This is a genomic window from Noviherbaspirillum sp., assembly GCF_035254865.1.
GTDB lineage: Bacteria > Pseudomonadota > Gammaproteobacteria > Burkholderiales > Burkholderiaceae_D > Noviherbaspirillum.
Genome location: NZ_DATFAF010000078.1, coordinates 38,148 through 60,171, shown reverse-complemented (window position 1 = coordinate 60,171; position 22,024 = coordinate 38,148). Strand labels below are relative to the sequence as shown.

The 22,024-nt window shown below is 60.5% G+C and carries 22 protein-coding genes; 7 read left to right on the top strand and 15 right to left on the bottom strand.

Annotated elements, in window-relative coordinates; all coding sequences use genetic code 11:
- Positions 1-11: 11 nt before the first annotated feature.
- The 3 genes from VJ651_RS19435 to VJ651_RS19425 all read right to left on the bottom strand — a co-directional run bounded on the left by VJ651_RS19435 (position 12) and on the right by VJ651_RS19425 (position 2,180).
- Positions 12-344 (bottom strand): hypothetical protein, encoded by a 333-nt coding sequence (locus VJ651_RS19435; RefSeq protein WP_324109026.1) that lies wholly within the window; start codon positions 342-344, stop codon positions 12-14.
- A gap of 340 nt (positions 345-684) precedes the next feature.
- Entirely contained in the window at positions 685-1,074 is a 390-nt protein-coding gene (locus tag VJ651_RS19430; RefSeq protein WP_292932388.1) for an ACT domain-containing protein, read from the bottom strand.
- Positions 1,071-2,180, bottom strand: coding sequence for a histidine decarboxylase (locus VJ651_RS19425; protein WP_324109025.1), 1,110 nt, complete (start codon positions 2,178-2,180; stop codon positions 1,071-1,073). The genes VJ651_RS19430 and VJ651_RS19425 overlap by 4 nt, the downstream gene beginning before the upstream one ends.
- Positions 2,181-2,678: 498 nt before the next feature.
- Here VJ651_RS19425 and rpoD point away from each other — a divergent pair, with 498 nt between their 5' ends.
- A complete protein-coding gene (gene rpoD, locus VJ651_RS19420; RefSeq protein ID WP_324109024.1) occupies positions 2,679-5,144 on the top strand; it encodes an RNA polymerase sigma factor RpoD in 2,466 nt (821 codons plus the stop codon).
- A gap of 133 nt (positions 5,145-5,277) precedes the next feature.
- On the opposite strand, the gene VJ651_RS19415 is transcribed toward rpoD, so the two are convergent.
- Together VJ651_RS19415 and VJ651_RS19410 are read right to left on the bottom strand one after the other, a co-directional pair.
- A complete protein-coding gene (locus tag VJ651_RS19415; RefSeq protein WP_324109023.1) occupies positions 5,278-5,532 on the bottom strand; it encodes a hypothetical protein in 255 nt (84 codons plus the stop codon).
- A gap of 308 nt (positions 5,533-5,840) precedes the next feature.
- Positions 5,841-6,026, bottom strand: a complete 186-nt coding sequence (locus VJ651_RS19410; RefSeq protein ID WP_324109022.1) for a hypothetical protein — start codon at positions 6,024-6,026, stop codon at positions 5,841-5,843.
- A 165-nt stretch (positions 6,027-6,191) separates the two neighbouring features.
- On the opposite strand from VJ651_RS19410, the gene VJ651_RS19405 reads away from it, so the two are divergent.
- Together VJ651_RS19405 and VJ651_RS19400 are read left to right on the top strand one after the other, a co-directional pair.
- Positions 6,192-7,547: a lipase gene (locus VJ651_RS19405; RefSeq protein ID WP_324109021.1), complete on the top strand. Its 1,356-nt coding sequence runs from the start codon at positions 6,192-6,194 to the stop codon at positions 7,545-7,547.
- 88 nt (positions 7,548-7,635) lie between these two features.
- Positions 7,636-8,214, top strand: coding sequence for a lipase secretion chaperone (locus VJ651_RS19400; RefSeq protein WP_324109020.1), 579 nt, complete (start codon positions 7,636-7,638; stop codon positions 8,212-8,214).
- Here VJ651_RS19400 and VJ651_RS19395 read toward each other — a convergent pair.
- Positions 8,208-8,831 (bottom strand): hypothetical protein, encoded by a 624-nt coding sequence (locus VJ651_RS19395; RefSeq protein WP_324109019.1) that lies wholly within the window; start codon positions 8,829-8,831, stop codon positions 8,208-8,210. The two genes, VJ651_RS19400 and VJ651_RS19395, sit on opposite strands and share 7 nt — an antisense overlap.
- 488 nt (positions 8,832-9,319) lie before the next feature.
- Between VJ651_RS19395 and VJ651_RS19390 the strand changes: the two genes are divergently transcribed.
- From VJ651_RS19390 to VJ651_RS19380, 3 genes are all read left to right on the top strand, one after another.
- Entirely contained in the window at positions 9,320-10,186 is an 867-nt protein-coding gene (locus tag VJ651_RS19390; RefSeq protein WP_324109018.1) for a CHASE domain-containing protein, read from the top strand.
- A gap of 121 nt (positions 10,187-10,307) precedes the next feature.
- Positions 10,308-10,487 (top strand): hypothetical protein, encoded by a 180-nt coding sequence (locus tag VJ651_RS19385; RefSeq protein ID WP_324109017.1) that lies wholly within the window; start codon positions 10,308-10,310, stop codon positions 10,485-10,487.
- A gap of 213 nt (positions 10,488-10,700) precedes the next feature.
- On the top strand, positions 10,701-11,213 hold the full coding sequence (locus VJ651_RS19380) for a DUF1993 domain-containing protein (RefSeq protein ID WP_324109016.1): 513 nt from the start codon (positions 10,701-10,703) through the stop codon (positions 11,211-11,213).
- A 69-nt stretch (positions 11,214-11,282) separates the two neighbouring features.
- Here the strand turns inward: VJ651_RS19380 and VJ651_RS19375 are convergent, their stop codons facing one another.
- The 4 genes from VJ651_RS19375 to VJ651_RS19360 form a co-directional block, all read right to left on the bottom strand.
- On the bottom strand, positions 11,283-12,473 hold the full coding sequence (locus tag VJ651_RS19375) for an acetyl-CoA C-acyltransferase family protein (RefSeq protein WP_324109015.1): 1,191 nt from the start codon (positions 12,471-12,473) through the stop codon (positions 11,283-11,285).
- Positions 12,474-12,629: 156 nt separating this feature from the next.
- Positions 12,630-13,283: a dienelactone hydrolase family protein gene (locus VJ651_RS19370; RefSeq protein WP_324109014.1), complete on the bottom strand. Its 654-nt coding sequence runs from the start codon at positions 13,281-13,283 to the stop codon at positions 12,630-12,632.
- Positions 13,284-13,377: 94 nt separating this feature from the next.
- Complete coding sequence (locus VJ651_RS19365) at positions 13,378-13,620, bottom strand: GlsB/YeaQ/YmgE family stress response membrane protein (RefSeq protein ID WP_324109013.1); 243 nt, start codon at positions 13,618-13,620, stop codon at positions 13,378-13,380.
- 149 nt (positions 13,621-13,769) lie between these two features.
- Entirely contained in the window at positions 13,770-14,927 is a 1,158-nt protein-coding gene (locus VJ651_RS19360; protein WP_324109012.1) for an ATP-grasp domain-containing protein, read from the bottom strand.
- Positions 14,928-15,180: 253 nt separating this feature from the next.
- Between VJ651_RS19360 and VJ651_RS19355 the strand changes: the two genes are divergently transcribed.
- The gene (locus VJ651_RS19355) at positions 15,181-16,032 is read left to right on the top strand and encodes an SMP-30/gluconolactonase/LRE family protein (RefSeq protein ID WP_324109011.1); all 852 of its coding nucleotides are present in this window, start codon (positions 15,181-15,183) and stop codon (positions 16,030-16,032) included.
- A 336-nt stretch (positions 16,033-16,368) separates the two neighbouring features.
- On the opposite strand, the gene VJ651_RS19350 is transcribed toward VJ651_RS19355, so the two are convergent.
- The 5 genes from VJ651_RS19350 to VJ651_RS19330 all read right to left on the bottom strand — a co-directional run bounded on the left by VJ651_RS19350 (position 16,369) and on the right by VJ651_RS19330 (position 21,672).
- Positions 16,369-17,526, bottom strand: a complete 1,158-nt coding sequence (locus tag VJ651_RS19350; protein ID WP_324109010.1) for an AraC family transcriptional regulator — start codon at positions 17,524-17,526, stop codon at positions 16,369-16,371.
- Between the two features lie 92 nt (positions 17,527-17,618).
- Complete coding sequence (locus VJ651_RS19345; protein WP_324109009.1) at positions 17,619-18,155, bottom strand: DUF2059 domain-containing protein; 537 nt, start codon at positions 18,153-18,155, stop codon at positions 17,619-17,621.
- Between the two features lie 42 nt (positions 18,156-18,197).
- Complete coding sequence (locus VJ651_RS19340) at positions 18,198-19,781, bottom strand: OmpP1/FadL family transporter (protein WP_136418755.1); 1,584 nt, start codon at positions 19,779-19,781, stop codon at positions 18,198-18,200.
- 58 nt (positions 19,782-19,839) lie between these two features.
- Positions 19,840-20,859, bottom strand: a complete 1,020-nt coding sequence (locus tag VJ651_RS19335) for a transporter (protein WP_324109008.1) — start codon at positions 20,857-20,859, stop codon at positions 19,840-19,842.
- A 48-nt stretch (positions 20,860-20,907) separates the two neighbouring features.
- Positions 20,908-21,672 carry a C39 family peptidase gene (locus tag VJ651_RS19330; protein ID WP_324109007.1) on the bottom strand — a complete coding sequence of 255 codons (765 nt, stop codon included), beginning with the start codon at positions 21,670-21,672 and terminating at the stop codon, positions 20,908-20,910.
- Positions 21,673-22,024 lie beyond the last annotated feature (352 nt).

Genomic DNA, 22,024 nt, shown 5'->3' with positions numbered 1-22,024 from the left:
GACGACTCAACTCATTGCGACTCATTGTGCGCGGCTTGCTGCGACCGGGTCTTTTTCGCCGGTTTGGCCTTGCCGCTTGCGATAACCGCCTTCAGACGCTGCAGTCGCGCGTACTCTTCGGGGTCGTTCTTGGCGAGCTGGCTCTCGCGCCACTTGTAAAAGATTGCCAGCCCGAGCATCGCCGCAGCGCCGACTGCCAGTTTTCCGCCATGCTCGCCGAGCAGGCTCGTCGCCTTTTCGGTACTCGCCGTCGGTGTCGTCGGTGGCGCAGCGGAAATCTGTCTCGACATATCCTCCGGCCGCGCGCCGAACAAGCCGGGCCTGGGCGACAGAGAATTCAGCATGGAAACGTGTTCGGGGGACATGGGAAACCTGCCTTTCGTATTCGATCCTGGCGATGACGATGCATTTATCGGATTAGTCCTTAAACCGCCCAACTGGTTCAGCGCGGTTCGCGCATTCTCCGACGAGGCATTCGCACCGCCACGCTCTCCTTTGCCTGGTGCAATAAGTGAATGCGCCCCCATGGGATCGAACTGAAATGTTGACGAGGCACAACGAGTACAAAATACGTGATCGCCCCGCCCCGGTCCATGACCTTGCGCAACACTCCTTCAATCTGCGAAAGGCAAGCTCGAGGGGAAAACGATGCTCCCCTTCGCAGGGAAACAGGTTTTGCCCGTCTCAGATCAATACGTCCTGCAGCAGCTTGCGCGCCACCGCATCGTTGTCGGTGCTGAGCGCGACAAAGCAAAATCCGTCCTGCCGCTGCAGCGTGCTGATGCCGCGCAGCGACAGCTTGGCGTCTTTCAGTTCGCGCGTCACGCGCGCCAGCGCACCCGGCTGGTCGGCAATGCGGATCGTGATCAGGTCGTCGGAAACGGCGTGCAGGCCCAGCTGATGCAGCAGGCGCATGGCATCGTCAGGGCGATCGACGACGAGTTCCAGCACGGCGGAACTGTCCACCGTCTCGCCTTCGATCTTCTGGATGTTGATCTGCTTTTGCGCCAGCAGGTCGGCAATGTCGGCCATCACGCCGGGGCGGTCTTCCACAATCAGTTTGATCGATTTCATGCTTGCTCCTTCACGATATCGGCAATCAGCGCATCGATCAGCGCCATCTCGGTGCCGGGCGCAACAATCAGGTGGCTGACGTCCTGCGTCGCCAGTTGCCAGCGGTTCTTGATGGTCTCGCTGACTTTCGGGAAGACCACGGTCAGCGCGTTCGCATTGCGCCAGGCGGGAATGCCCCTGCGGTTCATTTCGTCCACCGCATACTGCGCGAGTTCCTGGCAGCGCGCCAGGCGTTTGCGCAAACCCTGCTCGCCCATCACCTTGACCGCGTACCACAGCAAGAGCGGCGTGAATGCATTGCGCGAACCGGTGATGGTGGTGTCCATGCTGCCGATATAGCCGATGCTGCGGCCGATGCGGTCGACATTGCGCTTCCTGGCGATGACCACGCCACACGGCATTGGCGCGCCGATGAACTTGTGGCCGCTCAGTGCAATCGAATCCGCGCCTTCGGCGAAATCGAAGGCGGGCTTGGGATCGAGGAATTGCGCGAACGGGCCGCAGAAGGCCGCATCGCTGTGGATGTAATGCTCATGCACGACAAGATCCTTCAGGATGTCCTGTATCCGCCGGATATCGTCCCTGGCCTCCTTCATCGTCGTGCCGATGTTGGCAAAGATGATGGCAGGCACGTCACGGTGCAGGCGTATGCTTTCCTTCAGGTCTTCGTAATCGATCTCGCCGTTCTTCTGCGAACGGATCATGATGTGCCGCAGCCCGAGGAAGTGCACGTTCTTGGCCACGCTGTAATGCGTGTCCTCGGAAAAATACACGATCCCGCTCGGATACAGTTCGCGCGCCAGATAAAGGCCGTAGAGATTACCTTCCGTGCCGCCGTTGGTGACGTAGCCCCAGTAATCGTCTTTCGGTGCCTGGAACAGTGCGGCGAAAAAATCGATCACCTCGCGCTCCATCTCGCGCGTGCAGACGCGATAGGTGCTGGCCTGGAACGGGTCGCCGATGTTATTGGAAGGAAATTGCAGGAACCGGTAGAGCGACGCGTAATCGAAATCCCGCGCGACCGGGTAGCCGAGCGCTTCCCGGCTGGCGTCCCGCATCGACTCGTAGAGCGCGTCAAGGCGAGCCTGATCGTGAGCTGCAAGCATGAATGACCTCATGTCTTCTGGGTGTGGAATGAGAGGCGCAGCCGAATGGGCCGGGCCTGCCGTGCCTGCACTCCGCCCGGGTAAGGCGGGGGCAACGCAGCCGTATGATAATTGCTTATGAAGGCGTTTTGTGGCGTGGCATCAATTATTTCAGTGACATCGTCGCGCGATTTCAGTGTGTCGATGAACACACAAGTTGCTCCAAGCGCATGATATTTTTTTCAAACCCACCTATAATACGGCGCCCTGCTCTATTCGCTGCGCCGGGAACGTGAAAGCCCACGCCTTCCTTCTCGCGCAGCCGCTGCTGACAGTTTTCCGAATTAACCAAGATCTTTATCCCGAAGAATTCACTCATGCGCGCGAGAGACCTCGCGGCGACAAGTCGCCGCTCTCATGCCGAGATTTTGCCTGCCGGCCGTTTGCCGCAGAAATCATGCAACCTCGCGGCCTCCGCCACGTCTAAACGCGCCTAGTCTTGTAAACCTTATTTACGCAATGACAAAACCGACTAAAACTCTGACATTGAGCACCAAAGCACCGCGCCCGACAACGGCACCGCCTGTTCGCACCGTGAGCCATCCGGTCGATCCGCTCCAGGAAGCGAACAAGGTGACCGTCCTCACGAAGCCGCGACGCCTGGCGCCGGGCATCTTCGGCGCTGCGGAACACAATGCCGGTGCCGTCCCGCCTTCGCCGCCAGCGGCCGAGCCGGCGGCGCCGAAAGAGCCAGTCGTCGTTCGCAAGGTCGTATCGAAGGTTCTCGGCAAACCGACAGTCGGCAAACCGCAACAACCCGTTGTCACACCTGCGGCCGTTCAGGCCAAGATCAACCCGGCTTCGGAGGTCAAGGCAACGCACCCGGCCGCCGGAGTCGCCGCACCGGCACCAGCGGAAATCGACACCAGCACCTACGTCTTGCCGGAACAGAAAACGCCGGGTCGGCGCGGACGTCGGCCCTCGGAATTCGGCCAGGAGAACGATGAGATCGCGGCACTGAATGCGGTTGAGCGCGCCGAGCTGAATGCCGCTGCACGTTCGCTCAAGCAAGGCAAGCGATCCGGCGCGTTCGCGGCGGAAGCCGCGCTGAGCGAGGAAGAACTGGAACAGCGCCGCAAGCAAATGGCCTCGCTGATCCGCATCGGCAAGGAGCGCGGCTTTCTGACGCACGCGGAGATCCACGACCATTTGCCGGACGATTCCACCGGCCAGGAGGCCATCGAGGGCCTGATCCTCAGCCTCGGCGACATGGGCATCGCGGTCTACGAGCAGGCACCGGACGAGGAAACGCTGCTGTTGTCCGAAAACGTTACCACCGTCACCAACGACGACGACACGGAAGCCGCCGTGGTGACCGCGCTCACCAGCGTGGATGGTGATTACGGCCGCTCCACCGATCCGGTGCGCATGTACATGCGGGAAATGGCGACCGTTCCCTTGCTGACGCGCCAGGGCGAAATCGACATCGCGCGGCGCATCGAAGCCGGCTTCAAGGACATGATGCAGGCGATTTCCGCCTGCCCGATCGCGGTGGAAGAGCTGCTGGTGCAGGTCGAACGCGTCAGGAAAGACGAGATCAAGATCGACGAGGTGGTCGACGGGCTGGTGGATGCGGATGCCGCGGAAGACAGCGTGATCGTCGCCGCCGACGCGGACGAGTCCGATGAGGAAGGCCTGGACGACGACCTGGCAGATGAAGAAGACGGTGCCGAGGAAGGCAGCGCGGTGCGCATCGCGGATGAGCAACTCGACCAGTTGCAGAAAAAGGCGCTGGAAAAATTTGCCGTGATTGCTGCGCAGTTCGACAAGATGCGCGCCGCCGCCGAAAGCGACGGTCATGGTTCCGACGTCTATCGCGTGGCGCAACAGGCGATTTCCGCCGAGCTGCTCGGCGTGCGGGTTGCCGCCAAGCTAGTGGAAAAACTGTGCGATACCGTGCGTGCCCAGATGGCCGAGGTGCGTACCAATGAACGGCAGATCCTCGACATCGCGGTGAACAAGTGCGGCATGCCGCGCGAGCACTTCATTCGCACCTTCCCCGGCCATGAAACGCGCCTCGATTGGGCCGATGCGGAGGCGCAAAGCGGCCAGGCATACGGCGCCGCATTGCGTCGCTACATTCCCGCGATACACGAGTTGCAGCAGAAGCTGATCGACCTGCAGACGCGCGTCGGGCTGCCGCTGGCGGAGCTGCGCAAGATCAACAAGCAGATGACGACCGGCGAGTCGCGCACGCGCCAGGCCAAGCGCGAAATGACCGAGGCCAATCTGCGTCTCGTGATCTCGATTGCGAAGAAGTACGTCAATCGTGGCCTGCAATTCCTCGACCTGATCCAGGAAGGCAACATCGGTTTGCTGAAGGCCGTGGACAAGTTCGAATACCGCCGCGGCTACAAGTTTTCAACCTACGCGACATGGTGGATCCGCCAGGCGATCACGCGTGCGATTGCCGACCAGGCACGCACCATCCGGGTGCCGGTGCACATGATCGAGTCGATCAACAAGATCAACCGCATCAGCCGCCAGATCCTGATGGAAACCGGCTCGGAACCCGATCCGGCCACGCTCGCGATGAAAATGGACATGCCGGAAAAGAAAATCCGCGAAATCCTCAAGATCGCGAAGGAGCCGGTGTCGATGGACACGCCGATGGGCGACGACGGCGATTCGCATCTGGGCGATTTCATCGAGGACAGCATGACCCTTGCGCCGGCCGACGCCGCCGCGCTGGCTTCGATGCGCAACGTGATCAAGGATGTGCTTGACTCGCTGCCGCCGCGCGAGGCCAAGGTGTTGCGCATGCGCTATGGCATCGATACCGGCAATGACCTGACGCTGGAAGAAGTCGGCAAGCAATTCGACGTCACGCGCGAACGCATCCGTCAGATCGAATCGAAGGCGATGAACAAGCTGCGTCATCCATCCCGCGCAGACCGCTTGAAGACCTTCCTGGAAAACAGCTGAGGAGAAATGCTCCCCGCGCCAGGGGAGCATCTCGGGGCGCAATGCGATGACAAGCATTCCAACCGGCCTTTCCCACCGCGCAGGCGATCCAAGGCGCTGATGCCACATTTGATCAAAACGCCATCGCCTGTCGTCAGCGCAACCAGTACCACTGCATGTACCGATCGAAATACAAACCCTGCTGCATCAGATCAGCCCGCGTGCTGGAGCGGATGATGCATTGGCGCCATGATTCGCTTCCTTGTGCAAAACCGTGTTCGACGCACAGCGGTCCGTACTCCTGCGACATCGCCAGCACCGGATCTTCGCGGTAAGCCGCTCTTTCCTGCGCGGTGCCGCAACCGGCGAGCAACACAACCGCGGCACACAAGATGAATGAGGCACGCATCGCGATCTCCTTATGTTGTTGGTGTTGATCGGGATGCGTGTCGTCATGATGGGCGCATGGCTGCATCCCATCTTCAGGATAGGTGCGTACGGGAGAAATGCGAGGTCGTTCGATGCGGCCGACTGTTCTTCGTCATCCGCGGCAGGAAGGCGTCAGGACGTACGATTGCGCGGAGTTGCGCGACAGCCCTGTTTTTCTTTCTTGTAGCACAATTTTCTGCATGTTTGTTGTCCCGTGTCTTCATTCGGCTTCCGACGTCAATCCCTTGGCTTCGCAGGACAACCGGTAAGACCGAGCGTTCTCGCCAACTATGGTGAAATCAATCCAGCCTCTTTTGCACAGCACGGCACACGCAAAGAGAACACATAAAAAATAAAGAACACAAGTTCAACCATATTGGAGACAAACCATGTTGCCCGTTCGACTTCGCTTTCCTTTGCCAGCACCGCCTTTCCTTCGGGAAGAACGCGCGCGACCGCGTTGAGATTCAACAAGAGCCTATCCCGTCGTGGATCGCGCACATCGCTTTCCCTGACGCCGACCTGTGTCGCGCATCCGTGCGCGACGTCGCCATGTCGCGACCGCTCCGGTCCCTGACGGGATAGGACTTTTGTCATATCACGCAGCAGCGAATATTCATACAAACCAAGGAGACCATGATGGCGTTTGCACGAAAGGCATGGAAGCAGGCAGCACAATTCCTGGCCAAGGCAACAGTCGCGCTGTCCGCGTTACTCGCGGGCAGCGCGGCGGTTGCGGCCAATAACGATCCGATCGTACTGGTGCACGGATTTTTGGGATTCGGCCCCAATGAACTGCAGGGGACCAATTTCAAATACTGGGGCGGCTTCAACGATATCGAGGGCCACATGCGGAGCTACAACGGCACGCACCAGGTGTACACCGCGTCGGTCGGACCGGTCAGTTCGAACTGGGACCGCGCGGTCGAGTTGTATTATCAGATCAAGGGCGGTTGCGCCGACTACGGCGCCAAGCGCACCGCGCAGTTCGCCGCCTACGGCAAGATCCAGAAACCGGCAGGAAAATGCTGGGCGGCGGATCCGAACAACAATCCGAACCACTACCCACTCGCCTTGTACCCGAGCTGGGATGCAGCCCATCCCGTCCATTTCGTCGCACACAGCCAGGGCGGTCAAACGGTGCGCACGCTGATCCAGTTGCTGGAGAACGGGTCGCCCAATGGCGATGAAGGCGGCGGCGCATTGTACACAGGCGGCAAGATCGGCTGGGTCAAGAGCGCAACCACCATCTCCACGCCGCATGACGGCACGACCCTGCGCGACGTGGTGATCGATTATGTGCCCAATGTGGCGGACTGGTTGGGCAAGATCGTCGAGGTAGCCGGCCTGGGCGGCAGCAGCGCACTCTATGGCTTCGACCTGGAGCAGTATGGCTTGGCGCAAGGCCCGTCGGAGAGCCTGGCTGATTTTATCAACCGCACCCAGGGCGCACCCTTCTGGTCGCTGAGCAATCACGATGCCGCGCAATGGGATCTCGGGCCGGATGGCGCCAAGCAGCTCAACAGCTGGGTGAAAACGTCGCCGAACGTGTATTACTTCTCGGTGGGCAGCAAGGCCACCGAACAGGGCAGCTTCTGCTGCAACGGCACCGACCGGTTGATCGCACCGTTCCAGAGCAGCAGCTATCAGTATGCACGCGACGACATGATCTTCTTCACCAAGAACACCGCCGGTGAATGGGTCGTGCCCTCGTTGTTCACGCGCGGCATGGGCTCCTACACGCAAACCGATCCGAGCCGCGTGCTGATCGACAGCAGCTGGTTCCCCAACGATGGCGTGGTCAATACCATCAGCATGCGCGGCCCGAAGGGACAGAACCTGCGCAACTTCGACGGCACTCCGGTGCGCGGCGCATGGAATTACCTCGGGTACTACAATCAGTATGATCATTTCGATGTGATCGGCTGGCTGCGTTCGAGCAGTGAGGTCTATCCGATCTACCACTATCTGACGAGCATCCTGTACGGCCTGTAATACCGCGAGTTCGAAACGATGCGGGGTCGCTGCGGCGGCTCCGCATTTCCTCAAGCTGCAACAGCTCAGGGAAGAGATGATGATGGGAATGCGAAGACCTCTAACGTGGACGGCAGTCGCCGCCATCCTTCTTGCCGGCGCCTCATGGATGACGCGTGAGCAGCAGGCGATGCCGAAGGCCGCTGTCGAGCCCGACCTTTTCCCCTTTCTGAAAGCCACCAACGGCATGGACCCCGACAGCCCCGATGCAAAGCGCGGTATGATCGCGCACGATTCGACGCACCACGATAGCCCGCGCGACAAACTGCCAGGCCAGGCGCAGCCGTCAAGCTTGCGCCAGCTGGCCGACGTGCAGCAGGCGGCGCGGGAATTGCGTGCGAAGGGTGCCAGCGATGACGAGATTTACCGGATGCGCGCCGAAGCCCTGTCGCCGGAAACAGCTGCTCGCCTCGCCGAGATGGAACGTGCGGAGTCGATGTGGCAGGCGCGCGTCGATGCCTATCTTGCGGAGAGAAACGCCTTGTCTGGCGGGGACGCGCAACAAGCGGCATTGCAGCAACTGCGCGATGCGCGCTTCAGTGCCGAAGAACAGAAACTGCTCGCGGCCTATGAACCGTCACGGCTGCCGCAACTCATGCCGCCCGATCTGCCGGAAGCGAATCAGTAATCGTAACCGAATGCCATGCCGCCGCCCCAGTTCAGACTGCCGTCGGCACGCGCACCCGACACATAGGTTTGCGTCTTCCACGATCTGTCCAGCTTTTGCTTGAAGCAGGCTGTAAAGCTGCTCCGCCTTGGTATGGCGGCGAAGGGTTTGTCCTGGCAATCAAATGCGATGCCTTCGCCATCCACCGGCGCCATCTTGAGCGGTGAGCCGGGGTCGGAGGCGGCGCGATCCCGTATGCGCAGGATCGGATCGAGCGTGGTCGCAGTGCCGAAACCGCCGCCCGAAACGCTCCTGCCATCTCCCAGACCGAAATGACGTTTGTCGCTCACGGCGCCGCCCAGCTTGAGAACGGGGTCGCGAAACAGGTTATAGGTCAGAATCCTTTGCTGCCGTTCCATCTTGCTGCGCCTGTCTTTGTCGCTCTTTGCAAGCGCATGCTTTTTCGCGGCCAGGACAGGCTTGGGCGGATGCTGCGGTTTGGCGGAGAGCCTGGACGGAGTCAGTACCGGATGCGAGGTCGGCGCGATCGTCAGATCGGAGGCAAAAAGCAAGGCGCCCGGCCATGCGCCGAGAACGCATACCGCGATGAAAGCAGGAATAGGTCGTTTGCATGGCATGGCCGCTCACCACATGGACGCTTGCGATCGAAAATATGCACGAAAAGTTGCAATTCGTCACCAAATTAACGTAGTTCTATCGACATTGCTGTAAAGAAACGTAACGGTGGGCGACTAACAGCGCCAGGGATTTTTGTCCCGACCTGCGCCTCGCCTGCCATTCGGGAATCACCGGTTTCGCCGGCGGATGGCGAATTGTGCATCCCGAAGTTGACGATTCCCGATATCACGCCGATCATGCCCTTCCTGTTGATATGCACGTTCTGGTATTGCGATCAGGAGCATGGAACATGCATTCGTGAATAATGGTCAACTAAGCCGGAAGTGCGTTGCCCCTACCCGCCTCGCGCAAAATTCCCTGTCTTGCGACTGCGTTCCGGCGTTGCCAAAATACGACAATCATTGCAATAGGCCTTAATAACCATATTTCCAATGAGGGAAATTCCAGATAATGGCCCTCAAACAGAATGCACTTCGACTGAATCTTCATGGGAAATACGAAGAACCCGCCAACACGGCGCTCGCGTCTTGGCGTAACGATTATCTTGCTGCTGTATGCCGTACTGGCCACAGCGCTGATCTGCTATTCCGAAAAGGTACGCGTCGAGCACGAACGCGCTCGCGTCTCGTATCTGGCCGGCGAACGCGCCATCGCGATCCAATCCAACATCGAACAGGCACTGTCCTCGGCCTATGCACTGGGAAGCATGGTGGAACTGACCAAGGGCGATCTGCAGGAATTCGATCGGCTTGCGAATACGCTGCGCATGTTTTATCCCGGCATTTCTGCGCTGGAACTGGCGCCGGGCGGCGTCATCCAGCGCGTTGTGCCCCTTGCGGGAAATGAAAAAGCCATCGGGCACAACCTATTGACCGACCCGCAACGGGAAAAGGAAGCCCTACTCGCCAGGACCTCGCACAAATTAACCCTCGCCGGCCCCTTCGAACTGCTGCAGGGCGGGCTGGGCGCCGCCGGCCGCCTGCCGGTATTCCTTCCCGATGAAAAAGGCGAGTCGCAGTTCTGGGGCTTTGTCGTCGTATTGATCCGTTTTCCGGAAACGCTCGTTCCGGCGCGGCTGTCGGAGCTGGTGGAGAGCGGTTACAACTACCAGATCTGGCGAGTCCATCCCGATACCGGGAAAAAGCACATCATCGACGCATCGACCAGGGAAGAATTGCGCAATCCGGTAGAACGCACGGTGCATGTGCCGAACGCAACCTGGACCCTGAGCGTCGCTCCCATGGATGGATGGATCGACACCACCACGCTGGCAATCAAGATCGGACTGGCTGTATTCATTGCCGCGCTGGTCCTCGTCATGACTCTGTCGTGGCAAAAATCGCATCCCGCCTGAATGGCGTCGGATCCTTCCCGGCTTGTCAACGCGACATGCGGACGGCGTGGCCCACAAATTTATTTATTGCCCTTGAGAACCAAACTTTAAAAGAGGAAACTAAGCTGTCTTTGGAGGCCACATGCACGATAACGACAGCAAAAACCTGAATGAGGCAAACGCAGTGATTCGCCTCATCAAAAAACTCGCCGGTTATCAGACCGTTGTCCCTGCCAGCGAGCAGCGCGTAATGCGACGCGATGCCCGTCCCAGAACGATCGTCGAAGTCACCGAAGAACTGCTGCGCCAGCAAGGCAAATAAGAGCGTCCGCTCTGCGCGCACAGAACCGATGCGCCTGATCCGAAGCGCAGATCAAGGCCGTCGCCGGACAGCTCCTGCAAACACTGCTTGCCGCCCCATGCACATCGGTATGGCGGCGCAGGCGAGTAGTGTGAAGCGCGCCCGGCAGCCGGTTCCATCCGCCGCTATACTTGGCTGTTATTGCGCGTTATGGTCCATCGAGGAGAAACCACCATGTCCGTCACTTTGTACACTGCATCGATTCCGGTATTCAAGCAAATGCTGAACAGTCTCGACGACATCCTTCGCAAAGCCGAAGCGCATGCGAACGAGAAGAAAATCGATCCGAATGCCTTGCTGCAGGCGCGGCTGTTTCCCGACATGTTTCCACTGCTCCGCCAGGTGCAACTCGCGAGCGATTTCGCCAAGGGCTCGGCCGCGCGCCTGGCCGGGATGGATGTACCGTCCTACGAGGATACTGAGCAGAGTTTTTCCGATCTGCATGCCCGCATTGCGAAGACGCTGGCATTCATCGGCAGCCTGATGCCCGCCCAGATCGACGGCCGCGCCGAACAGGAGATCGTGATCCAGCCCGGCACGCCAAGGGAGCGCAAATTCGCGAACCAGTCCGTGTACCTGCTTCACTATGGCTTGCCGCAATTTTTCTTCCATGTCACGACTGCCTACGCACTCCTGCGCCACAATGGCGTGGAAATCGGCAAGCGCGATTTCGTCGGCAGCTATTAGCGGATGCCGGATATAAAAAAACCTGCGACCAAAATCGCAGGTTTTTTTTATTGAAGCAGCGAACGCGTATCAGAGGCGTTCGATGATCGCCGCGATACCCTGGCCGCCACCGATGCACATCGTGATCAGGCCGTAGCGCTTGTTGGTGCGAATCAGTTCATACAGGCACTTGATCGTGATGATCGCGCCGCTCGCGCCCAGCGGGTGGCCCAACGCAATCGCGCCGCCGTTCGGGTTCGTGCGCGCCGGATCCAGGTCGAGGCCGCGGCACACGCCCAGCGACTGCGCGGCGAATGCTTCGTTCGATTCGATCACGTCCACGTCGTTCAGGCTCAGGCCGGCGCGTTTGAGCGCAAGCTGCACCGCCGGAATCGGCCCCGTTCCCATGAGGGACGGATCGACACCCGCCACCGCATACGACACCAGGCGCGCCATCGGTTTCAGGCCGGCACGCGCGGCTGCACCGGCTTCCATCAGCACGCAGGCGCCGGCGCCGTCGTTCAGGCCGGACGCATTGCCTGCCGTCACGGTACCGCCTTCCTTCTTGAATGCGGGCTTGAGCTTGGCCAGCGATTCGAGCGTGGTGTCAGCCTTCGGATGCTCGTCCGTATCGAACAGCACCGTGCCCTTGCGTCCCTTCACTTCGACCGGCACGATCTGCGACTTGAAATGGCCTGCCGCGATTGCGGCCAACGCCTTCTTCTGGCTGTCCAGCGCGAAGGCATCCTGCTCTTCCCGCGAGATGCCGAATTTCTCCGCGACGTTCTCGGCGGTGATCCCCATATGGCCTGCGCCGAAGGGATCCGACAGCGCACCCACCATCATGTCGATCATCTTGAAATCGCCCATGCGCTGGCCCCAGCGCGCCGCCTGCGCCGTGTAGGGCGCGCGGCTCATGGTTTCCACGCCGCCGCCGACCGCAATCTCGGTATCGCCGAGCTGAATCGCATTGGCCGCCGTCACGATCGCCTGCAAGCCCGATCCGCACAAGCGGTTCAGCGTCAATGCGGCCGATTCCTTGACCATGCCGGCATTGATGCCGACCACGCGCGAGACATACATGTCGCGCGGCTCGGTGTGGATCACATTGCCGAATACGATCTGGCCGGCTTGCGCCGCCTCGATACCGGCACGCGCGAAGGCTTCCTTGACCACCACCGCACCCAGGTCGCAGGCGGAAATATCCTTCAGTGCGCCGCCAAAGCTGCCGATCGCGGTACGCGCCGCGCCGACGATCACCACATCCTTCGTATTTGCCATTTTCAATCCTTGCTCAAATTGTTGGTGGAAATTCCTTTGTGCCCGCCAGTCAGCGCCGGAAGTCGTTTCAAGCCCGTATGCGGCAATGCAACATATGAATGATACGCGATTCGTCAAATCCGGTTCTGTCATGTTCCGGACATTTCCACCTGCGGCCTATCCGCCGCGGGCGCGGAACAGATCGAGAGTGCGCTGACGCGCCAGTGTCGCGCTCTCCTGATGAAAATCGCTGCGCCGGTCGGAATTGAATCCATGACCTGCGTCGTAGACATACACCGGCACCGCTGGATGCAAGGCTCGCACTTTCTCGACGCCGTCGAGGGGAATGCTCTGGTCATGCCGGCCGAAATGAAGAATGATCGGGCAGCGCGGCGTTTCGTTCGCCATCTGCGGAATCATGCTGCCATAGTAAGCCGATGCGGCGGCAAGTCCCTCGCAGCGACAGGCCGCGGCCCAGGTGACCGAACCGCCGTAGCAATAGCCGGTGATGAAGACCGGCCCCTTTTTTTTCAGCCGGTCGATACAGGTTTGCGTATCCGCCACCGACAGATCGAAGGGATGCGCTTCCCGCGCGATTTTGATAGCCATCTGCCGATCTTCGGGACTGTAGCTCGCCTGCAGCCCCGGCGCTTCGCGATCATAGAGAGCAGGCGCCAGCACCTCATATCCCTCGGCAGCATAGGCGTCGCATTGTTCGCGGATATGCTCGGTGACGCCGAAGATTTCCTGAATCAATACAAGTCCGCCGCGCCGCTGGCCCTGCGCCGGAACGTGATACACGCCCAGTGTCGCTCCGTCACTCATCGTCATTGAAATCATTTTTCCTGCGGAAGGCATGGCATCCCCTTTTCTCGCTTGCGTGGACAAGCATCGCAGTATAGCGACACTGCGGCGTCGCTGATGGCTAGGCGCGACGTATCAGTCTTAGCAAGAGGATGAGAACGATCGCGCCGACCGTCGCAACGATGATGCTGCCAAGTAGCCCGCCGCCGGCCGATACGCCGAAGGTGCGGAACAGGTAGCCGCCGAGAAAGGAACCAACGATGCCGACGACGATATCACCGATTACGCCGAAGCCGCCGCCCACGATGGCACTGGCGAGCCAGCCGGCGATCAGACCGATCAGAATGAACCACAGGAATTCCATGTTCTTCTCCTCAGGCAAGGATCACGCAAGACGCCGATTGAAAGGCGCACGCATTAACATAGAAGATGCAGCAGGAAAGCCGTTGACAGCTCTCAAGATGACCGCAGGAAGATTGCCGGCCTTTGCGCATGCCGCGCAACATGATTACCTCAGGCAATGTCTTTCGCAAACGCACTCGAGGTGCGCGTGCGGCGCAGGCCGCCTGTGAGGCCCGCCACGCGCGCAGTTGCCAGGCGCCAGCACGCCGCGGGAAGCTCCTTGATGAAATCGCTGAAGGCCAGGGGATCGAAGGTCATGGCACGCAACAAGCGTCCGCGTTCACTGGTGTCCAGGACCATCCGCTTCCAGCAGGAAGGGCGGATCAGCGGATATCTCGTATAGGCCGTCCCCGAAGTCAAATGGCGTACGCCGCTGGTGCTATACGCTGGCAGGATGACTTGCGCGGCAAAATTCAGCCCGCACCACACCGAAGCCGTCAACGAAGCCCAGAAGCGGGGATTCGATTCGATCAGATAAACCTTGCCGCTGGCCGTTTCAATACGAGCGTCGATGTGCATGACGCCGTGATAGCTGCTGACCTCGCACAGTTTGGCCGCCATGGCTTCCAGCTCGCGGCTGGGGCGGAACACGATGCTTGAATCGCCCGCTTGCTGGATCGCGAAGGCGGTAACCCTGCCACCCAGCGCGAGCAAGCTGATATCGACATCGTCGCCCTCGATATACTGCTGGGCAACCAGCGGACCGTAATCATACGCATCGTTGTGCAGGACTGCCTGTTCGAAATCGGCCTTGTCATGCACGATATACACGCCGGTCGAACCCGCCAGCCCGAGCGGCTTGAGCAGGAACGGACTTCCGATGTCTTCAACCATCGCCTCATAGTCCAGATCGGCCTTTGAGGGAACGAAGCGCGTCTGCGGAACGGCCAGGTCATGGGATGTGCAGAACTGGTGGAATTGCCACTTGTCATCGAACATGTTGAGCGTTGCCAGCTCCGGGATCGGCGTCACCGGCAGCATCAGGCGTGCGCGCACCCGGCTGACGAGACGAATGGCGTCGCAGTCCACGGGTATCAGGATCACATGCGGCCGTTGCCGGACGATGCTGTTGACCAGGTCGACAAACAGATTGTCGTCCTTTCCCTCCAGGTCCACGGTAATCTGTCGCTTGCATAATGCCGACCAGCGAAGAATGCGGGTTTCCGGACCGCCGATCACGATGCATTTGGCATCGGTAAAACTGCGAATCGATTGCAAAACCGCCGACGTGACGCGTCTGCACTTTCCCAATACGATGAAATTGATCATGTTTTCCGCGGTCCCGTCTTGTTATCAAAAGAATAGCTACCGCAAGTTAATGTACCCGCGGTATTCCGGCGCCGATTGATGATCCGCAAGCTTGCACGCGAGCGTCTTCCGGAGGCAAATGAAAACTCCCATGCGACGCCCGGCGAGTTTCCAATGGGTATTGTTACAATGCCCCGATCAACGGACCGCCGCCCGGAGAGTCGGACCTCTGCCCGCCACCGGCACGCGGCCGCGACTTCCCGAGGAGACAAGCATGGATACAACTGCACAAGCCAGAATCGTCATCGAAGGCCTCGCGTTTGCCGAGGCGCCGCGCTGGCACGACGGCGCGCTCTGGTTCTCGGACTTTTACACGCACAAGGTCCATCGCATCGGCGCCGACGGCAAACTGGAGACGGTCGCCGAAGTGCCCGGCCAGCCGTCCGGACTCGGATGGTTGCCGGATGGCCGGATGCTGGTGGTCTCGATGACCGACCGCCGGCTGCTGCGGCAGGACAGTGATGGCTTGAAGGCGCTGGCCGATCTCGGCGCGTATGCGCATTCGCATTGCAATGACATGGTTGTCGATCGCCACGGACGCGCCTATGTTGGCAATTTCGGTTTCGACATGATGCACAAGGAACCGGTCCGTTCGACCGTGCTGATGCTGGTGGAACCCGACGGCAAGACGTGCGTGGTGGCCGACGATCTGCTCTTTCCGAATGGCTGCGTCATCACGCCGGACGGCGCGACATTGATTGTTGCCGAGACCTTCGGCAAGCGCCTGACGGCCTTCGATATCGCCGACGACGGTTCGCTTTCAGATCGGCGCGTATGGGCGGACTTGGGCGAGGCGTCGCCGGACGGCATTTGCCTCGATGCGGAAGGCGCCGTCTGGGTGGCATCGCCGCCAACCGCCGAATTCCTGCGCGTGCGGGAAGGCGGGGCCATCTGCGACAGGATCGGCGTCAACGGTCAGGCGATTGCCTGCGCGCTGGGCGACGCGGACCGCCGCACACTGTACATGGTCGTTGGCCGCGTTTCGAAAGCGGAGCGCGCACTGGCCGAACGCAAGGGCCGAATCGAGGCCATCCGTGTCGATGTGCCCGGCGCCGGATTTCCTTGACAACCTTGCTCTCTGCCCGTCAGACCGGCAGCCTTGCTTCGATTCCTGCGGGCGCGTTCCGCTGCGTGGATCCACACGCGCCGACAACCGTCTGGCGCAATGTATCTGCCGGCATCGGCTGCCAGTCGATGTGACAAGCGCGCAGGTTGCCCCGGATCCCCGGCATCATGTTGCAGGACTTGGAGAATGGCGTTTTCTCGACGGATGGCACCGGCAATGGTTTGGCTCCGTTTCGGCCCGGAGGCTGGCGATTCGCGCCGCTCGCCGGCGGCACCGCAGCCTGCACGCAAGCACAGGCAAGAAAGGCGAGTACGGGCAGGGTTCTCATGGCATGCATCAACTCGGTTTGTACAAGTAGTAATTGGCCGCATTTTCGGAGCGCTCCAGCGACATGGCGGGCAACACCGCGTGCGATGCCGGCGGCGCCATGATCGACTGGTAGGAAACACGACCGCCCTGGAGCTGCTTCGGCGAGCGGCCAAACCAGCGCTTGCATGCGCGGCAGAATGCGCTCGGATCGGAAAAGCCGAGCTGGAAGCTGAGCTTCTTCAGCGATACTTCACCCTTGCTGAGATATTGCTGCGCCATCTCGCGGCGGGTATCGTCGACCAGCTTGGTGAAGTTGGTGCCCTCCTCCGCCAGGCGGCGCTGCAAGGTGCGTTCGCTCATCATCAACTGCTTTGCCACTTGCTCGCGTTGCGGTTCGCCATCGGGCAGCATATCGGCCAGCAATGCCTGCACCTTGGTGCTGAAGCTGTTGTTCGGCTGCGGCGCCTGCTCCAGCTTGGCCAGCATGCGCAAGGTCCAGTTGCGCTGCGACTGCGCCAGCTCGGCCAGCATGCGCAAGGCCCAGTCGGCCGCCATCGGAAACGCGGTCGGGATCGTGGCCGTCAGGTCCGCGTCGTCAAACTCCATGCTGTTGACCGCTCCGCCGAAGCGCACCTCGCAGCCGTACGCCTCCGCATACGCCTGCTCATTCTCGGGTGCGGGAAAGGCATAGGTGACCAGTACCGGCCGCACGTCTTCGCTGGTGGTGGCGGATTGCAGCGTGCGCAGCACCAGACACCAGACGAAGTCGTAGTGCTGTTGCGGAACGCGGCGCTGCCCACCGGGCAATTGCAGGCTGACGCGCGTACGTCCGTCGAGGGCTTCGATGGTGCTGTGGACGGTCGGCGATACCAGCGGTGTATAGCGCACCAGGTTCTCGATCGCGGTCTTGACGTCGGGTGACGCGCGCATGATGTGTCCCATCAAGCCGGATCGGTCCAGCGGTTGCGGTGATGCCACCTTCAGTCCAAGCAAGGGATCGCCCGACACCTGCACCACAAGATCCCACAAATGACTGAGCTTGTCCGAGAGCGTGAGCGCATCGTCCGTCATGCATTCGCTCTCTTCCAGGCCGACCTGCCTGCACAATGCGTCGATATCAAACCCGCGCGTTGCAAGACGGGACTTGATGCCACGTACCAAATCAATCGCCGACGAGTATGTCATGCTGCTTCTCCCACTGAAGATGCACTCCTCACACCAACAAGGCTTTGCGCCTCGCCATTCATGACGCAACCACGGAATCTCCCGGGCACGGCTCAGGGGATCGCGGCGGTACGCAGGCGTGTGCCGATGCGCTGGCGAAGTTCTTCCAGTTTCGGATCGACCTGCGAACGCGTTTCGGCGGCGAGTTTTTCTCCCAGCGCCTTTTGCATGTCGGGCACCATTTCCTCGAATTTGCGCTTCACCGGCGACTCGAAGATGGCGATGATCTGGCGCAGTTCATCCTCGCTGAATTTTTCGGCGAGCATGGGCACGATGGTGCTCGGCACCAGCTTGTGCGTCTTGTCGAGCACCATCGGCGTCGTGTCGTCGAGGAACTTCTTCGCATCTGCCGTGATGTCTTTCATTGCCGCGTCCTGCTTGTCCGGCGGCACCCGCCCTTGCAGCACGACGCGCGCTTGCGCCACCGCTTCCGCCACCGGGCGTTGCAGCATCGATTCGCCGAGCGCATCGACCTGCCACAACTGGAGCACCTTCTGCACGAGCTCTTTCTTGGCGGGCGGAATCGCGGTCTGTGCACTGGCCGCACTGGCGGCGATCATGACGGTGATGGCAACAATGGATCTGATCATGGAAACACTCCTCTAAAAATCGGTCGCGCTCTGCACGCGACACTAGAAACGCTTGGTCAAACTGAAACCCAGATACCGGACGCGAATCCCGCCGGCCACATCCAATCCCGCATAGGGGTTGTAAACAATGTTGAAGAAATTGGTGCAGTTCATGTTGCAACTGCTGCCGGCGGGCACGTTGTAATCGCCCTTCATGTAGCTGGCCGTCACGTTGATGTCGGTGTCCGGGTTGATCTTGTAATTGAAGCCCATGCTGTAGAGCTTCGTATCCGGCAGCGGCGCCACCAGGTCGAGCTTGTCGGCCGGGATCGAACTCTTGCGCGGCTCGTAGCCGAAGCGCAGCAGCAGCTTGTCCGTCACCTGCGTCTGCAGGCCGAATCCCCAGTGCAGCACGCTCTTGTAGCCGCGTGGCAGACGCAGCTGCGTGGAGTCGTTGATGCCGAACATGCGCGCCACTTCGAGCAGCTTGATGCTCTGGTCGAACTTGAGTGTCATCGCATCCCAGCTCCCCCAGTCGGTGTAATTCGCATCGACATTGAACTGCACGCGTTTGGTGGGCTTGAACTTGAAGCCGACCTGCATGTGCGCCGGAAAGGGAATGGTGGCGCTCATGTTGCCGCTCTGGACTTCGGGAACCGATTGCGGCATGCCCAGGGTCGCCGCGATGATCGGGCCCATCAGGCTGCTGTAGAGACCTTCGACGAAGCGCCGGATCATCGGATCGGTCTTGAATTCATAACGGCCGCTGTAGCGGGTCTTGGATCCGCTCTGATACACCACGCCCAGCGCGAACCAGTCCTTCGGCTCCCACAGGATGCCGAGGTTGATGGTCGGATCGACCGGCGCGGTCATGTCGATCTTCATGTTGGCGGCGCGCTTGAACGGATTCAGGCGCCCTTCCTCGCCGCCGCTGCACAGACCTGGTCCCAGCGTGTCGAGCAGGTTGCCGCCGTCCTTCGGGCACCAGCCGTTCTGCAACTGGCCGGTGATGCCGATCAAGGTATTCGGCATGCGCATGTCGGTATTCAGTACGAAGGCCGCATGCGCCAGAGGCACCGCAACGCCGACGCTCAAGGTGTCCGACACCTTGTAGCCGACCGCGGGCGACGCCAGCACCATCCGTTGTATGTGCGTGACCTTGCCGTCGAAATTCCCCGGATCGTTCGGATCGGTCCGCGTGACGCTCATCGCCTGCGTCACATAGGTCGCGGTGCCGTAGGTAAAGGGTGAATCGGGTTTGTTGAACGAAAACCCCGGCCCGCCGGCGACCGCCGCCGGCAGGCGTGCGCCAAGCAGGCCGATGCCGGGAATATACAGCCGCTGCCTTTCTTCGCCGGTATGCGTGCCGTTTATCGGGTCCTGCTTGAATCCGCCGATGTCGAAGTCGTCCGGCTGATGGAAGGACGCGCTGGTGCGGATCGACGCCGCGAAGAAGCTGTGGGTGTGCTGCTCGCCCTTCAGGCGCGTCAGGCCCGCAGGATTGAAATGGATCGATTCAATGCCTGGCGGATCCGCTGTCACTGCATTGCCGAGCGACATGGCGACGACACCGGTGACCAGATTTTCGGTAAGCGCCGCATGCGCCGCCGGCAGCCCGCCGGCGCCAAGCAGACAGACTGCTGTCATCAGTCCGGCGCGCGATCGGCGCCTTGTCACGCGAGTGGTCATCTCTTTGTCACCTCGATCAGAACGACAACGGCATGCTCATGCCGAGGCTGAAGTTAGGCGAGTCCGCCGTCAGGCCGATGCCGGCGGTGAAATTGAGCGTGGTCTTCGGCGAGACGCGATAGCCGAGACCAAGGCTCAGTACACCTGCGGTCTGCGTCTTGGTGCGATAGACGCTGCCATTGTCGAAATGCAGTTTGGTGCCGCGCGAAATCGTTTCCTGGATCGAGACCGAGGTCGAGATGCCATAGGACAGCGCATACGCAAAGCCCAGGCCGAAACCGATGCTCGCGCCCGGATCGACGCGGTTAAGCACGAGGTTGCCGTCGCGCCGTTGCGAAAGGTGCTTGGCTGCGGTGCTGTAGGAAACGTTAAACGAACCGAACAAGGCCACCGGATCGACGATGTGGTTGACGTTCAGGCCGCCGGTCAGTGTCGCCACGCCGGAACCGGTTGCGAGGCTCTGGTTGGGATCGACCTTGAAGGGGCTGCGGCCGGTCGGCAGGCGCAGGTTTGCGGTGAAGGTGGTGGACGGCTTGCCGCGGTGCGCTTCCCACGGCTGGAAGCGTGCGCCGATGCCGATGTCGCCCAGCGAGTGGGACAGGCCGGAGCTGGTCGGGCTTTCGGAATACTTGCTCACCAGCGGCAGGCTGAAGCTGCCGGTCAGGTTGTCGCGCAGGCCGTAGTCCAGCGAGAGCGTGTTGGTGATCGCATGCGAGCTGTCGTTCTCGATATTGAACAGCGTGAGCGTGCCGTCGCTGAAGTTGGCGTTGATCTTTTCCTGGCCGATGTAGGTGTAGTTCAGGTCGTAGGTAGCCTGGATCTTGCCGCGCTTGATCAGCGAGTACTGCTTGTCCACCGCGGTCAGGGTCTGCTTGAGCAAGGTGGTCTGGTCGGTATCGCCTTCCTTTTGCTTGAGCGCTTCGCGTGCCGCCGCCGTACCGGGCGCGTCGCTCGCCGCCGAAGACGACTCTTGCTGCGCATACGCAGGCAACACCAATGCAGCGGCAATCAAGCCCAATAGCTTATGAATTTTCATGACAACAACTCCCTTAGAGATGGATGGTGTGGCGATGCCTGTCCTGCCTTATTGCCTGCGCAGGTACACCCCGCCGAAGCCCGAGTTGATAGCGCGTTCAAGCATGTGGGTATTGCCGAACGGCTGGAGGTTAGCGACATCCCGTACGCGGTCCGTGTCGATCACGCCCAGTTCCTGGTCGGACAGGGCGAGTTGAGCGACCGGCGGCCGGTCCTTGGGGGGATACAGGATGAAGAGGGTATTGCGGTCCCAGAGCGTTGCGAACTCGTCGACCGAAAACACGATGTTGCCGGCCGAAGGGTCGGCAATGTAGACAAGCTCGCCGCGAATGCCGCGCAGCACGACGAAGTGCTTGGCGCCGGCGTAATCGATCGGCACGATGGCCGGATGGTCGAGCTCGCGCAAGTCCTTCACGTCGGCGCGAAAGCCCGCGCTGTTGATGCCGAGCGAGGCGACATAGCGCTTCATGTCGAGCAGGGAAAAGCCGCGACGCTCGATGATCTTTTCCTTCTCGCCGCGCTCCAGCATGCCTTCCATCGCCTGCTGTTCGGATACCTTCAGTCCAAGGTGGTAATTGAGGATCGTCACCAGTGCCGCGGAGCCGCAGCTGTAGTCGAACGCCTGGCGGACGATGTGGCGATACTTCAGTTCGGAAAACGGCTCGAGCGTGACCGACTCGGTGATGGGGCCGCCGCCGACGGCGGCGAGCGGCAATTCGAATTGCTCCTTGGGGCGATCGACGGGCTCGAAGCGGGATGTCGCGCCCGAACCCGCAATCAAAAAGGCGATGGCGCCAAGCGCAATCATGAACATGTGGCTGTCCCCTTCATGTCTTTTCCTCAAACGTGAATTGTGTCCGGCGTCGCGATGTGTCCCGCGCTCGACTTCGCTTCTGATCGAACTCAACGGCCCGCAATTCTTGTCGTTTTGGGTACGTTGCGAAGTGGCTTTAATGTACGAGGGACTTGCTAACGCGAACTCATCCGAACGGACGAGATTGGATTGCGCCGCATCAAGCCGGCCGCATTTGCTTGCTTGACAGATGCAGATAAATTCTTGATGGAAATAACCATGTCATGCATAGGTGATACAGAGACAGCGCGCGCTGCGGATTGCGTCGCGAATGTACGCCATTGCGGCCGGAGTCACGCCTCCGCGCCGCAAA

What these genes read in the sequence shown, in the direction of transcription:
- VJ651_RS19435 (WP_324109026.1), bottom strand. Translation starts at nt 344, where the DNA reads ATGCTGAATTCTCTGTCGCCCAGGCCCGGCTTGTTCGGCGCGCGGCCG.
- VJ651_RS19430 (WP_292932388.1), bottom strand. Translation starts at nt 1,074, where the DNA reads ATGAAATCGATCAAACTGATTGTGGAAGACCGCCCCGGCGTGATGGCC.
- VJ651_RS19425 (WP_324109025.1), bottom strand. Translation starts at nt 2,180, where the DNA reads ATGCTTGCAGCTCACGATCAGGCTCGCCTTGACGCGCTCTACGAGTCG.
- rpoD (WP_324109024.1), top strand. Translation starts at nt 2,679, where the DNA reads ATGACAAAACCGACTAAAACTCTGACATTGAGCACCAAAGCACCGCGC.
- VJ651_RS19415 (WP_324109023.1), bottom strand. Translation starts at nt 5,532, where the DNA reads ATGCGTGCCTCATTCATCTTGTGTGCCGCGGTTGTGTTGCTCGCCGGT.
- VJ651_RS19405 (WP_324109021.1), top strand. Translation starts at nt 6,192, where the DNA reads ATGGCGTTTGCACGAAAGGCATGGAAGCAGGCAGCACAATTCCTGGCC.
- VJ651_RS19400 (WP_324109020.1), top strand. Translation starts at nt 7,636, where the DNA reads ATGCGAAGACCTCTAACGTGGACGGCAGTCGCCGCCATCCTTCTTGCC.
- VJ651_RS19395 (WP_324109019.1), bottom strand. Translation starts at nt 8,831, where the DNA reads ATGCCATGCAAACGACCTATTCCTGCTTTCATCGCGGTATGCGTTCTC.
- VJ651_RS19390 (WP_324109018.1), top strand. Translation starts at nt 9,320, where the DNA reads ATGGGAAATACGAAGAACCCGCCAACACGGCGCTCGCGTCTTGGCGTA.
- VJ651_RS19385 (WP_324109017.1), top strand. Translation starts at nt 10,308, where the DNA reads ATGCACGATAACGACAGCAAAAACCTGAATGAGGCAAACGCAGTGATT.
- VJ651_RS19380 (WP_324109016.1), top strand. Translation starts at nt 10,701, where the DNA reads ATGTCCGTCACTTTGTACACTGCATCGATTCCGGTATTCAAGCAAATG.
- VJ651_RS19375 (WP_324109015.1), bottom strand. Translation starts at nt 12,473, where the DNA reads ATGGCAAATACGAAGGATGTGGTGATCGTCGGCGCGGCGCGTACCGCG.
- VJ651_RS19370 (WP_324109014.1), bottom strand. Translation starts at nt 13,283, where the DNA reads ATGACGATGAGTGACGGAGCGACACTGGGCGTGTATCACGTTCCGGCG.
- VJ651_RS19365 (WP_324109013.1), bottom strand. Translation starts at nt 13,620, where the DNA reads ATGGAATTCCTGTGGTTCATTCTGATCGGTCTGATCGCCGGCTGGCTC.
- VJ651_RS19360 (WP_324109012.1), bottom strand. Translation starts at nt 14,927, where the DNA reads ATGATCAATTTCATCGTATTGGGAAAGTGCAGACGCGTCACGTCGGCG.
- VJ651_RS19355 (WP_324109011.1), top strand. Translation starts at nt 15,181, where the DNA reads ATGGATACAACTGCACAAGCCAGAATCGTCATCGAAGGCCTCGCGTTT.
- VJ651_RS19350 (WP_324109010.1), bottom strand. Translation starts at nt 17,526, where the DNA reads ATGACATACTCGTCGGCGATTGATTTGGTACGTGGCATCAAGTCCCGT.
- VJ651_RS19345 (WP_324109009.1), bottom strand. Translation starts at nt 18,155, where the DNA reads ATGATCAGATCCATTGTTGCCATCACCGTCATGATCGCCGCCAGTGCG.
- VJ651_RS19340 (WP_136418755.1), bottom strand. Translation starts at nt 19,781, where the DNA reads ATGACAGCAGTCTGTCTGCTTGGCGCCGGCGGGCTGCCGGCGGCGCAT.
- VJ651_RS19335 (WP_324109008.1), bottom strand. Translation starts at nt 20,859, where the DNA reads ATGAAAATTCATAAGCTATTGGGCTTGATTGCCGCTGCATTGGTGTTG.
- VJ651_RS19330 (WP_324109007.1), bottom strand. Translation starts at nt 21,672, where the DNA reads ATGTTCATGATTGCGCTTGGCGCCATCGCCTTTTTGATTGCGGGTTCG.